This is a genomic window from Pseudoalteromonas sp. SS15, from assembly GCF_049257195.1.
GTDB lineage: Bacteria > Pseudomonadota > Gammaproteobacteria > Enterobacterales > Alteromonadaceae > Pseudoalteromonas.
This window is the reverse complement of the sequence record NZ_JBMMUD010000009.1, coordinates 138,629-151,576: the sequence shown is the minus strand read 5'-3', so window position 1 is coordinate 151,576 and position 12,948 is coordinate 138,629. Positions and strand designations below refer to the sequence as shown.

Annotated in this window: 9 protein-coding genes; 6 read left to right on the top strand and 3 right to left on the bottom strand. The window is 41.5% G+C overall.

Annotated features, from left to right (window positions below):
- Positions 1-138: 138 nt before the first annotated feature.
- The 4 genes from AAEU28_RS17570 (at position 139) to AAEU28_RS17555 (ending at position 7,495) form a co-directional block, all read left to right on the top strand.
- On the top strand, positions 139-1,428 hold the full coding sequence (locus tag AAEU28_RS17570; RefSeq protein ID WP_421965276.1) for a hypothetical protein: 1,290 nt from the start codon (positions 139-141) through the stop codon (positions 1,426-1,428).
- A gap of 175 nt (positions 1,429-1,603) precedes the next feature.
- The gene (locus AAEU28_RS17565) at positions 1,604-2,467 is read left to right on the top strand and encodes an alpha/beta hydrolase (RefSeq protein ID WP_421965275.1); all 864 of its coding nucleotides are present in this window, start codon (positions 1,604-1,606) and stop codon (positions 2,465-2,467) included.
- Positions 2,464-3,063 carry a TetR/AcrR family transcriptional regulator gene (locus tag AAEU28_RS17560; RefSeq protein ID WP_421965274.1) on the top strand — a complete coding sequence of 200 codons (600 nt, stop codon included), beginning with the start codon at positions 2,464-2,466 and terminating at the stop codon, positions 3,061-3,063. Before AAEU28_RS17565 ends, AAEU28_RS17560 begins: the two co-directional genes overlap by 4 nt.
- A 163-nt stretch (positions 3,064-3,226) precedes the next feature.
- Positions 3,227-7,495, top strand: a complete 4,269-nt coding sequence (locus tag AAEU28_RS17555) for a response regulator (protein WP_421965273.1) — start codon at positions 3,227-3,229, stop codon at positions 7,493-7,495.
- 74 nt (positions 7,496-7,569) lie between these two features.
- On the opposite strand, the gene AAEU28_RS17550 is transcribed toward AAEU28_RS17555, so the two are convergent.
- From AAEU28_RS17550 to maoP, 3 genes are all read right to left on the bottom strand, one after another.
- The gene (locus AAEU28_RS17550) at positions 7,570-9,555 is read right to left on the bottom strand and encodes a flavohemoglobin expression-modulating QEGLA motif protein (protein WP_421965272.1); all 1,986 of its coding nucleotides are present in this window, start codon (positions 9,553-9,555) and stop codon (positions 7,570-7,572) included.
- Entirely contained in the window at positions 9,539-10,585 is a 1,047-nt protein-coding gene (gshB, locus tag AAEU28_RS17545) for a glutathione synthase (protein WP_421965271.1), read from the bottom strand. Before gshB ends, AAEU28_RS17550 begins: the two co-directional genes overlap by 17 nt.
- A 138-nt stretch (positions 10,586-10,723) precedes the next feature.
- Positions 10,724-11,068 (bottom strand): DUF413 domain-containing protein, encoded by a 345-nt coding sequence (gene maoP / locus AAEU28_RS17540; RefSeq protein ID WP_421965270.1) that lies wholly within the window; start codon positions 11,066-11,068, stop codon positions 10,724-10,726.
- A 218-nt stretch (positions 11,069-11,286) separates the two neighbouring features.
- Between maoP and AAEU28_RS17535 the strand changes: the two genes are divergently transcribed.
- Together AAEU28_RS17535 and AAEU28_RS17530 are read left to right on the top strand one after the other, a co-directional pair.
- Positions 11,287-12,117, top strand: a complete 831-nt coding sequence (locus tag AAEU28_RS17535; protein ID WP_421965269.1) for a LysR family transcriptional regulator — start codon at positions 11,287-11,289, stop codon at positions 12,115-12,117.
- 125 nt (positions 12,118-12,242) lie between these two features.
- Positions 12,243-12,947: a spondin domain-containing protein gene (locus tag AAEU28_RS17530; RefSeq protein ID WP_421965268.1), complete on the top strand. Its 705-nt coding sequence runs from the start codon at positions 12,243-12,245 to the stop codon at positions 12,945-12,947.
- Position 12,948: the final 1 nt, after the last annotated feature.

Sequence of the window (12,948 nt, the reverse complement as noted above, 5' to 3'; positions counted from 1 at the left end):
TAATTTCAAACATGTTAAAAACATAACATAAGTTATCAGACTAAGCGGTGTTTTACATCAAAGTCCCCAAACTCAAATTGTATACAATATTTATTTCAGCTATGATCCGCACTCCATTTAACCAAGCAGAACTCCATCATGCGTATCACACTCGTTATTCTTTGTTTGTTAGCCACACTTATGGGCTGTCAGTCAAACATGTTAAACACCGAAGAGGACACTCCCATGACCCTAGATAATTTAGCAGAACAATATGTCAAATTAGCTTTGGCTGTGGGTGAACACCACCCTTATTATATCGATGCTTATTATGGCCCCAGCGAATGGCGAGCGGGTGAAAAGCGACCTTTAAATGATTTAAAAGCAGATATCTCATCGCTTCTAGCGCAATTAGAGCAAGTGCAAAATTCAGAGGCGCAATCACAGCGTAAGGCATTTCTTCAAGTACAAACTAAGTCAATGCTGACCTTCATCCAAATTATCAATAACGAACAAGTCAGCTTTGATGATGAATCTTTGCGTTTATACGACGCCGTTTCTCCAAACATTACCGAAGCCGAGCTAGATAAAGCGCTGAATGAGTTAGACGTAATGCTGCCAGGAACAGGCTCAGTGAGTGAGCGTATGAATGACTTTATTGAGCAGTTTGTGATCCCCAAAGACAAGCTAGACACTGTGTTTAAAGCGGCTGTGGTTGAATCTCGTAAAAGAACCAAGCAGTACATAGAGCTTGAAGCGCAAGAGAGCTTCACCATTGAATATGTCCAAGATAAAGTGTGGAGCGGCTACAACTGGTACCAAGGAAACAGCTACAGCTTAATTCAAGTGAATACTGACTTCCCTATTTATATTGCCCGCGCGATAGATTTAGCCAGTCACGAAGGCTATCCGGGACACCATGTCTTTAATTCCCTCATGGAAAAGCATTTAGTGAACGGTAAAGGCTGGATTGAATACTCGGTTTATCCGCTATTCTCGCCAATGTCATTGCTTGCAGAAGGCAGCGCCAATTACGGCGTAGATGTGGTTTTCCCACATGCTGAACGTATTCAATTTGAAAAAGACGTTTTATTCCCATTGGCAGGGCTAGATGCCAGCAAGGTCGAGTTGTACTACCAAGTGCAAGCTGTAAAACAGCAACTGTCATATGCTGATAACATGGTCGCAAAACGTTATTTAGACGGTGAGATTGACGATCAAAAAGCCATTGAATTACTTGTCAAATACACCCTAGTCACAGAGAAAAAAGCACAGCAACGTTTGGGCTTTATAAACGCTAACCGTGCATATGTTATCAATTACAACCTTGGCCAAGATATCGTTAAGGACTACATTGAAAAGCAAACTAAAACAGGCGCGCAAGCAGAGATTTGGGCATTATTTAGCGAACTACTTGCCAACCCAAAAACAGCAAGCATGATGCAATAATGCTTTTTTAATTTTCTAAAGCTGCCTCTGGCAGCTTTTTTTATATCTATTTTCTTTAGCGTTCCACATCTCTTAATAAAACACTCCGAACCCACATACAGAAAATAACCACTTTACAAAATAGTACAGTTGAACTATTTTAAAATATAACACTTGTACTATTTTGGCTTTAAACATGAAATTCAACTATTTTCACGACAAGCAAAATCGTTTTGGCGTTCAAAATGTCACGCGTGCTTTATCTGGCGGGCTAATAAAAATAGCGCCAAAGCTCAGCCTTACTATTGGAAAAAAACTGCTACTCAATCCATTTGGTAAACGTCATTACGCCTTTAATGAACTTGAAGCTGATGATGTCATTAATCTAGAGACCTCATTGGGCCAAGCACATATTAGTCTGTTTGGAGAAGGCCAAAACCTAGTGATTGTCAGTCACGGCTGGGCAGATAACAGCTCGGGGTTTGAAGCCATGATTATCAATTTGTTATCGCAAGGATTTAAAGTCGCAGCCATCGATCATGTTGCTCATGGTAAGTCCGCAGGTAAACAAACTCATTTATTAAACTTCATTGAGACTTTAAACGCCACCGTCGAGTATTTTGAGCAAAGAGAGCATCACATACAGGCCATTGTGGCGCACTCAATGGGCGCGGTTGCAACACTGAATTTACCTGAGGACAAACTAGCTAATAAAAAACTGATCTTAATTGCTACGCCAATTCACTTCTTTGAACTCATGTTCGAAAAAGTCAGTAAAGCGGGAATTTCTACCAAGCTACTTACACATGTACTAGAAAATATTGGCGCTGAGTTTAATCGACAGTGGCAAAGTCTCTGTCTTAGCCAGCATACCAGTAAACTCTCTGAGCACATCCACTTCATTCATGATGAACAAGACAAATACGCCAGTTATCAAAACGTCACCGACTATTTGCAAACATACAAATCATCCCTGTTTACTACTCAAGGGCTTGGTCATCGAAGGCTTTTAGGAGATACTAAAGTCATACAACATATAACTCAGGTGATCACTACTTGATAAGCAAAGGCGAACGCACTCGTAACGAGATCCTCAAACAAAGTATTAGATACAGTAGTCAATACGGTCTCGCTGATGTCACCATCGGCAGCGTTGCAAAACTCTGTGGTTTATCTCGAACGGGTGTTATTTCTCATTTTAAAAATAAAGAAGATATGCAAGTTGCCATCTTACAATATGGTGAAGCTTTATTTATTGACCGAGTGATCACTCCGGCTCGCTGTGAAAATCCTTTAGATCACTTGATCAACTTACTAGACTGCTGGAGCACCTGGATCAATGACATGTTCAACGATCCAAAAATGAGCTGCCCATTTATCAAGGCTGTGGTTGAATTTCAAAACCGACCTGACTCGCAGGTGCGTAGCTTTGTTATCGACCAACAAGAGCGACTATTGGGTTACCTAACGCATCGTATTGAGCGCTGTATTGAACAAAAGTACTTCGCACCTGACATCCCAAGTCACGTCATCGCCTATGAGCTTTATAGTTTATATTTAGGCCATGCCATTACAAAATATACCCTCTCCCAAAGTAAAGCAGGTGAGCTATTCAAGCAAAGCGTCTTAAGGTTAATAGCACAATATAAAGCTTAACTATTAACCCCTTAAAGCCCCGTGGTTCATGAGAGAAACAAATAAATTACTGCAACTCAGCACATTTATTGTGATAGTTTATACTCATAGTTGTTGATGTATCAGCGATTACTCTCAAAGCAAGTAATTCTAAGAAAATAAAAACCACAAGGGCGTGCTTTATATGATCAGTACCGAGTCATTTATTGCGACTTTTTCAAGGCGCTACAAACTAGCCCTTTTAGTTATCGTACTGGCCATTACTACCTCATTTGTCACTTTAAACGAGCAGCAAATAAAACAGCGAGATAGCGCAAGAATTATTAATATTGCAGGCGAGCAACGCATGTTGTCGCAGCGTTTAGCCTTATTTATACACCGTTTTCAGGCACCTGAAAGAGCGCAAGAAATTCAGCGTATAGCAACTAAGCTTTTAGACAACCAGCAATTTTTAATAGAGAAACTCGCAACTAAAAATGCTGAAACACAAGCTAAGGTGGCTCAACATTTCAAGGATACACAACTGTCGCCACGTTTAGAGCGTTATACCCACCTCGCGATTGAAGCGTCTAAGAAAAATTCAATGTCAGACCTGAAGCTATTCGAGCAGTTTGATAGTGAGCAGCTTTTACAAGATTTAAACCACACCGTTACCTTGTTTGAACAAGCCAGTCTTACGCAACAATTAACATTACAAAGAATAAACCTAGCCCTTTGGGGTCTTTCGCTACTAGTCATTTTATTCTTGGTATTTGCGATTTTTAAACCGATGCAACGCTGGTTATCTGAAACCTATCAAAAGCTATTGCTAGAAAAGAATCGCGTAAAAGACGTGCAATTTGCAATCAATCAGCATGCGGTTGTCATGCGTGTTGATAGCCAAGCGAATCTGCTTTTTTATAACAACAAATTTACCGAACAATATGGCTTCAACAAACAAGAACTACTGGGTCAAAATGTTAAAAAGTTACATAGCGGCATTCATAGCAAAGCCTTTTATCAAGAGCTAGACAATGCCATTAAGAATCGAAACGTTTGGCAAGGAGAGATTTGCAACAAAGCCAAAGATGGTCGACTTTATTGGTTTGATACCAGCATAGTGCCTATCAAACACATTGAAAATGAAGTTGATAGTTCTGTCATCATTCAACACGATATCACTGAAAAAAAACGCACTTTAGAGACGCTCACACAAATTCATAAGATCACCAGTGATCCGGCGCAGTCTTTAGACGAAAAAATAGCACGCTTATTGTTGCTAGGTAGAGAGGTGTTTAATTTACCTTTAGCGATTGTCAGTAACATAGACGAAGCGAAGAACACTTATTTAGTCAAATATGCCTCAACCCCTAATGGGGCTATAACTCCAGGCACCGTCTTCGAATACCAACACTCTTACTGTCTCCATACGCTTAAGGCAAATCATGCCATTGCCTACCACCATGTTGGGCAAAGTGATATTGCTACGCACCCATGTTATGAAAACTTTTCTTTAGAAAGTTATATAGGCTGTCCACTCGTTGTATCAGGAAAGCGCATTGGCACACTGAACTTTTCGAGCCCTGAAATCACTCCACATGCTTTTACACAGTCAGACCTCGAAATCGTGCAATTACTCGCTCACTGGATCAGCCATGAGTTCATGCGTGAAGAACAAGAAAACAAACTGCTTTCACAACAACAACTCATGACACAAATGAGTGAGCAGGCCAATATAGGTGCTTGGGAAGTCGACTTAATTACAGAAAAAGTATATTGGTCAGACATGACCAAACAAATACACGAAGTAGAGGCTAGTTTTGAGCCACAGCTCAGCACGGCAATCAATTTTTATAAGCCAGGGTTCAGTCAAAAGCGCATTTCAGAGCTGGTTGCACAATCAATGCAAACCGGCGAGCCTTATCAAGAAGAACTGCAAATTATTACAGCCAAGGGTAATGAAGTCTGGGTTGAGGCCAAAGGGCAAACGGAATTTAGAGACGGACAGTGTATTCGACTGTTTGGCTCATTCCAAGATATTACCGAGCGGGTCGAAGCGCAAAACAAACTGAAGCTCAGTAATCAAAGGCTCGAGTTTGTTTTAGACTCAACCGGTGTCGGCATTTGGGATTGGGAAATTGACTCAGGAAAAACCACCTATAACGAACGCTGGGCAAATATTCTGGGATACAAGCTCAGCGAATTAGAGCCTACTGACACGTTAACTTGGGTCAACTTAGTACACCCTGAGGATTTTAAATACTCAGAACATGCTCTGCGAGAACATTGGAACCGAGAGAATGAGCTATATCTGTGTGAAATTCGCATGAAACACAAACTCGGTCACTGGGTCTGGATATTAGACACCGGCCGTGTAGTTGAGTGGCACATTGATGGCTCGCCAAAGCGTATGATTGGTACCCATTTAGACATCAGTGCCTCTAAGAAAGCCGAGCAAGAAATCCAAGATAAAAATGAGCGCATGGCACTGGCAGCCGATTCTGCAGGGATTGGTATTTTCGATTACAACTTAGAGGATGACTCCTTAAGCTGGGATAACTGGATGTTTAAGTTGTATGGCATTCCTGAGTCTGACTTCTCAGCAGCGTATAACGCCTGGGAGCAGTCTCTCCACCCTGACGATAAAGTAGAAACAGAAGCATTATTAAGTGACGCGATCAAGTATGACGATAAATTTGATACCCAATTTAGAATCATCTTACCCAATGGCCAAATTCGACACATAAAAGCGTCTGCTATCAACAAAGTCAATGAACACGGTCTAGTTACAAATGTCGTCGGTGTGAACTATGACGTAACAGAACGCGTCGAGTATGAACAAGCATTGCAACAAGCGAAAACCGTTGCAGAAACAGCTGTTATAGCCAAAAATGAATTCTTGGCCAGTATGAGCCATGAGATCAGAACACCGATGAATGGGGTGATTGGCATGCTTGATTTACTCTCAAGCAGTGAACTTTCAGATGAACAGCAGCATCGCGTATCAATTGCACAAAGTAGTGCAAACTCATTACTCACCCTGATCAATGACATTCTTGATTTTTCTAAGATTGATGCCGATAAACTCGAATTAGAAAATATTCCTTTTGATCTTACCACTTTACTTGGTGAATTGTGCGAGTCATTCGCTATGACGGTCGAAGCCAAGGGGCTAGAACTGATCCTCGACACAACCGAATTACCAAACCAACTGATTATTAGCGACCCTGGCAGAATTAGGCAAATTCTCACAAATCTAATCGGTAATGCGATTAAATTTACCCATACCGGCGAGATTTTAATTTCTGCGCATTTACAAGGCACAGACTTAGATAATCTAACACTTATCTTAAAGGTTAAAGATACCGGCATAGGTATCGCACAAGACAAGCAAACTCACGTCTTTGAAACCTTCAGTCAAGCTGACTCCTCTACAACCAGAAACTATGGGGGAACAGGCCTTGGCTTGGCCATTGTGAAAAAGCTTTGTAATCGTATGAATGGCTCAATCTCTTTACAGAGTACGCTAGGAGAAGGCAGTGAGTTTACCTGTTCACTCCAAGTCTCTAGCTGTGAAAAAAATCACACTAAGGTGCCTGATGGAGACATTTCCTCACTGAATATTTTGGTCGTCGACGACAACGAAACCAACAGAGAAATTATAGACAAGCAATTATCGCAATGGGGTGCAAAAGTCACGACCTGTCATAATGGTGAGCAAGCCTTAACTATTTGTAAAAGCCAAACGGGGGCTATGTTTGATATTGCCATTTTAGATATGCAAATGCCAAATATGGATGGTGCTCAACTTGCACAACACTTGCAAAGTATTCCTGAGTGCGAGCAGATGCAACTTATCATGATGACCTCTATGCAAACCCGAGGTGACGCAAAATATTTTGCCGATTTGGGGTTTAAAGGGTATTTTCCAAAGCCCACTACGACGCAAGATTTATTAGGTGCACTCAAGATTATCTCTGATCAGGGAGACTCATTAGAAAACGCCAAACCGCTTGTCACACATCATTATATTACTGAATTGCAGCAGACTGATGACACCCCTGAGGTGGCTGACCAAAGCCCATTCCCATCATTGAACATTTTGCTTGTTGAGGATAACCCTGTGAACCAAATTGTGGCTAAAGGTGTGCTGAAAAGCTTAGGGCTGGAGTGCGATTGTGCTGAAAATGGGCAACAAGCTTTAACGCAACTAAAATCACAAGCCACGCCTTATGATGTCATCTTGATGGACGTGCAAATGCCCGAAATGGATGGCTTTCAAGCCACACGTCTCATCAGACAGGGTGAAGCGGGGACACACCATCAATCTACCTACATCATTGCCATGACAGCCAATGCAATGAAAGGCGACAAAGAAAAGTGCTTAGATGCGGGAATGAACGAATATATTGCTAAACCAATCAGTTTAAATGCGTTGAAAACCGCCCTAATTAGCACAAATACAAAGTCATAAATGGACTCAAATCACGAATAAAAACGCCCACTCATGGTGGGCGCTTAGTCGTTCTTTACTTTGAGGCTTATCTATTAACGAATGGACTGTACGATAAAGTCCAGTACATCATCGCCAGATGGTCGATAGCTCAAATCAAATAAAGGTGTCGGTTTATTTACCAAGCCGCGCTCTACCACTTCATTGGTAATCGCAAAATCAAGTAACCCTGTTTTGCCGACCAGTAAGTTATCGAGTGACTGCGTCTTTGCCAGTTCAACGATATCTCTAAAGCCACTGAGATAGAGATAATCTTTGGTAAACCCACCGCCTCGATAAACACGGGTTGTTAAAGTAAAGGCAAACTCTCTGTCTAACTCAAATTCACTCACTAAAGTGTGGAAGGTTTTCACAAAATCGCGATGCTTGAGCATATAGTTCACGGCAATAACACGCAACGCCAAAGTTTGTAGGCGCGATAGTGTCAAACTCCCCGAGCAATACTCACTGTAGATTGCTAAACCTTCTTGAGTGTGGGTATTGCCTGACAAACCTAATCCAAAGACCTTCAACGGTTGCTTTTTAGCATTCAGCGTCGTCACCATATGAATGCCTAACTCATGAAAAGCAAAAGCATGAATTTCTTTTTCGGTAAAACTGGCGTCTCGGTTAACTAATAGCAACGCTTTGTCGTTATTGACCATGGCCTTGGCAACTATTTTTGCCGACTTTTCGATGCGGCAGTTTAAGCCCCACTCTTGCGCCTGTGCTTTAAAGCAAGCGATTGCCTCATCCGCATTCAATACTTTTTCATTTTCATCAATGTGTGGCTTTAAGTGCAGTAAGAATCGTGCGTTCGCAATGTCTTCTTCACTCGGCTCGCCATAGTATTTTAATGAGTTATACATAAACTCATCGGTACCTATGGTGGCCAACAAATCAATTTTGTTCGCCAAATTATCAATGATATGACGATACAACTGCTGAATATCGGCATCGAGAATATTATCAACCGGTAACTTATAGAGCTTTTCTCTGAACTTATAAGGGTTTAGATCTAGCTGCTTATAGTTAAAACTCGGCGCGATATAGCTATTCTTCAAAAACTTTTTACGCTGCGCTTGCAGGTTTACTGGGTTAATAAAGTTCAACGTTTCAATATGACGACATAGCGAAAATAACGCTCTATCAACCTCTAGTACCTCAGGGCTGATACTAGAAGACAGCATGTCGGCTTTTTGCATGCGCTTTTTACTGCCAAAACGGCGAATAAAATATGCAGCGGTTTCAGAGATAGCACTCTTAAAACCTGCTTTTAACTCTTCAAGCACCAAAGGGTAAACATCGCCCGATGTTTCATCCATAAAGACTTTTTTGACTTCAGTTGGTAACACTAGGGTGTTATCAAAGTGTGCATTCACATGACTTATTAAATAGCCTCGACCGTGAAACACTTCGTCTGTTGCAGCACGCACTGATAAGTTAGGCAATTCAATCTTATTCAATTGCTTCTCAAAGTGCTTAACCACACTGCCCCAGCGCTCGACATCAATTTGCCCAGAGCCAATATTAAACGTCGGCGTGTCTTTTTCGATGCGCTTATAGTTGTACGAGTGAATATCAAACACAATTGCTCGACTAAATAGTGACTCTACTTTGGCAATGATTGCCTCAAGCACATTGTAAAAAGACTCATGTTTAGCTTGGCTAATTGCACGTTGCTTTGCACTCAACGGCTTTTGCCATACCTGCTTATTCCACGCCGTTTTAAAATACGTAGACAAGGTTTTGGCACGATTTAAGTCGTATTCAAAACGCGAGTCGTTCCCTATCAACTGAATAGGGAACGACGAGATAAGCTCGTCAGTGTAAGGATCTTCTTCGAAAAAGCGCTCGTCTTTACTGAGCATAAAGGTTTTTTCGAGATCTTTACGTAAACGATGGCCATTATGAATAGCCGCACAGATAACTGGCGTATATTCATCAATTTTAATAATAAAGGCGCCGCCTTCGACTTCAGCGTGAAAGCTCTCACCTTTATTAATTTTCGCGATGCACGCCTGCTCAGACAGCGTTAGCATTTTCGATTACCTGTCTGAATTCAGTTTTACGGTTGCGTACTAGCTCTTTGGCATGCACGACACTTTCAACAAAATCAATTACCTGCGCTTGTAATTTCACACGGTTTAATTTGTTTATACGTACAATGCCACCAGGGCTTAATACATTCACTTCAATCAACTTACCACCAATGACATCGATACCAGTAAAATAAAGGCCATCGCGAACCAGTTTAGGGCCAATGTACTTACACAGCTTTTTCTCTTGCTCTGTCAGTTTATGTTTCACAACTCGGCCACCCGCATGCACGTTTGAACGCAGATCACCTGTTGCTGGCACACGCTTCATTGCGCCAATTGGTTCGCCGTTGAGCATCATAATGCGCACATCGCCTTCTTCTGCGCCTTCAACGTAATCTTGTAAAATAACGTAGTTCTCGCCTTTGCCATTTTCGTCACCGCCGATATAAAAATCGAGTAACGATCTAAAGCTCTGACGTGCCGACTTTTCAATGACAATCACACCACGACCACCAAATCCATCTAGGGGTTTTAAGATCATGCGATCGCTGTCAGACTCATCAAAAATACGCTCTAAGTATTCGCGGTTTTTTGATACATGCGTTGCCGGAATAAATTCGCTCTCTGTATCTTGGAAAGACGCCGTGTAAATTTTGTTATTCGCAATACGTAGACCATCTAAGTCATTCATAATGAAAGTATCACCACGCACTGAATCTAAGAAGTTCAATGCTAAGGTATCTAGCGGTGGATTAGCACGCATGATAATGGCATCAAAACCTGCAAGTGGTAGCTGAGTTCGCTTTAAGTCAGCATTTTTGTAAAAACTTACGACATTGTCAGAACACTTTGTTTTACGCGTAAATACATCACAGAATGCACTCGCCACACTGTCTCTAATAGTCAGGTTATTCACCGTTGACATAGCAACGGTATGACCGCGTTTAACACACTCATGAATTAAACGAAGCGTAGTGTCTGTCTCAGGCTCAACACGATCCCAAGGGTACATAATAAAACAAATTTTCATGGCTATATGTCTTTAAGGTTTTAAATACCTATCCTCCTAACTCGATATTATTAAGGACAGGTATATCAGTAATAGAAATAAAATTAGCCAGTCGAAACTGGCTAATTGGCAATCAGATATAAAGATTGGGTCGTATGATTAATCAGCTAAACTGAAGTCGTTTCCCATGTCTTGCACAGTACGGCCGCTGCTTCTTGAGAAGCTGTGACCCACTTTGCTTTTATCGATTGCTTTTAAGTATTTTTTCCAAAGTTTGGCAGCATGTAAGGTGCTTTCGCCTTCGTCATTTACTTGCGCTACAAATAATTGCTCTTCGTCATTTTCAGGCTGTAGCGTCTCATTCGCCAGCGCACTTAACGTATGGCCGTAGCTTTCTAAAAATTCAGCTTCTTTCAACGTAAAATGACCGCTTCTTGATAACCCATGTGAAAATGTGTGGTCGCCATAAAACAGTGTTTTACCTTTACGAATCGTCGTATTCATATGTTCCCCTAAGTGGTTTGCCATATAACGGTTAAATAAAGTTAGATACAACTGATTAATCTATACCCAGCTTTTATGAACAAATTATTGCCAAGAGCAAAGAAAGCTCTTATTTGCGGAATGTATGTAAAAATCAATAAGAAGAAAAACAAAAAATATTTGTCGTGAAGATAATATTTATTTAAATTGAGGCCATTATGAGAAGAGAGCCATGACACATGGATATTAGAGTCTTTAAAACCTTTATCGCCGTTGCAGAAAATCGCCACTTTGGGCGCGCTGCAGAAACTTTGTATATCACCCAAGCTGCTGTCAGTGCAAGAATAAAACAACTTGAAGAGTTTTATAATACTGCTCTTTTTATTCGAGAAAAAAATAATTTAAGACTGACCCCAGCCGGAGAAGCACTGTTATCTCATGCACACTTGATGGTGAGTCAAATGGCGCAGTCCAAGCTCTCTTTATCAATTGCCGCCATGCAGAAAAACACTTTTAGTGTTGCAGCTACGCCCAATGTTTGGGACGCTTTTTTTAGCTCTCGTATTCAAGATATGTTGGCACTCTTTGAAGATCTGGTTGTTGGCGCTGAGCTCTCAGTGCGCGAAGCGATCCAAAGAAAGTTAGAAGACCGCTCACTGGATGTGGGCTTACTTACCGATCCGATCAAAGACAGCGATTTTTGTAATGAGTTAATAGGTCACTTTGATTTGTCATTGGTTGGGAGCCGCCCTCAATTCGACGCCAAAGTAGAAGACTATGTATTAGTTGATTGGGGCATCACCTTTCAAAAAGAACACGCTTTACACCATAAAGTCACCCCCAACTTTAAAACCTCTGCCGCTATGATTGCGCTTGAAGTGTTACAAACTAAAGGTGGGTTTGCCTACTTGCCTTACCCTCTGGTTCAAGCATTAATTGAAAACGGCGAATTATTTGAAATCGACACACCACTACAAATTAAGCGACCAATTTATTTGGTTTATCGTAAAAATAACCCTCAGGAGCAATTAATTACTGAGTTTAAAGCCTTGTTTTCTAAGCTTCAGTAGTAGAAATCTCCGCTGCGATAAATTTAAAACACTCTTGTGATACATTTGTGAATAATTAGCCATAGTTTCACGATAACTGTCTTGCACACTAGATTTGTGTTTAACAAAACTATAAAGAGCAAGACATGAACAAAGCAACAAGTGCACTCATCGCAGGACTAACCTTAATGGCGGGCGGTACAGCAATGGCCGCTGATGTAGAAGTAAAAATTACCAACCTCACACAAGGTATTTATTTTACCCCACTCCTTGTCGCAGCACATAGCAGTGACGCGCACCTTTACCAAATTGGCAGTAAAGCGTCTGAACCATTACAAGCAATGGCTGAAGGCGGCGATATTTCAGGTCTTGCCGATGTATTGTCAGGCATCAATGCAAGCACTGCCGCAAACCCTGCTGAGGGCTTATTAGCACCGACCGCATCCACTATGGCAATGGTTGAAAGTTCTGAAACTAATTCAACCCTGTCTATTGTCGCAATGATGTTACCAACTAACGATGGCTTTGTGGGCCTTGATGCATGGCCTATTCCAACCGAAGCAGGCACATATCATATCTACCTAAATGCGTATGATGCAGGCACAGAAGCAAACAACGAACTGGTTGTTGATGGCTCTGGTGCACCTGGCTCATTGGGTATTCCAGCCTCTCCGGGCATGGCACCGGGTACGCAAGGCAGTGGTGTCACCAGTGAAGAAACCAACATGATGGTCCATATTCACCGCGGGAATTTAGGTGATGACGAAGCAACAGGTGGTAAAAGCGATTTACACAATACAGTACACCGTTGGTTGAACCCAGTAGCGAAAGTGACTGTAACAGTAAAATAAG

What these genes read in the sequence shown, in the direction of transcription:
- maoP (WP_421965270.1), bottom strand. Translation starts at nt 11,068, where the DNA reads ATGAATACGACGATTCGTAAAGGTAAAACACTGTTTTATGGCGACCAC.
- AAEU28_RS17555 (WP_421965273.1), top strand. Translation starts at nt 3,227, where the DNA reads ATGATCAGTACCGAGTCATTTATTGCGACTTTTTCAAGGCGCTACAAA.
- AAEU28_RS17570 (WP_421965276.1), top strand. Translation starts at nt 139, where the DNA reads ATGCGTATCACACTCGTTATTCTTTGTTTGTTAGCCACACTTATGGGC.
- AAEU28_RS17530 (WP_421965268.1), top strand. Translation starts at nt 12,243, where the DNA reads ATGAACAAAGCAACAAGTGCACTCATCGCAGGACTAACCTTAATGGCG.
- AAEU28_RS17535 (WP_421965269.1), top strand. Translation starts at nt 11,287, where the DNA reads ATGGATATTAGAGTCTTTAAAACCTTTATCGCCGTTGCAGAAAATCGC.
- gshB (WP_421965271.1), bottom strand. Translation starts at nt 10,585, where the DNA reads ATGAAAATTTGTTTTATTATGTACCCTTGGGATCGTGTTGAGCCTGAG.
- AAEU28_RS17550 (WP_421965272.1), bottom strand. Translation starts at nt 9,555, where the DNA reads ATGCTAACGCTGTCTGAGCAGGCGTGCATCGCGAAAATTAATAAAGGT.
- AAEU28_RS17565 (WP_421965275.1), top strand. Translation starts at nt 1,604, where the DNA reads ATGAAATTCAACTATTTTCACGACAAGCAAAATCGTTTTGGCGTTCAA.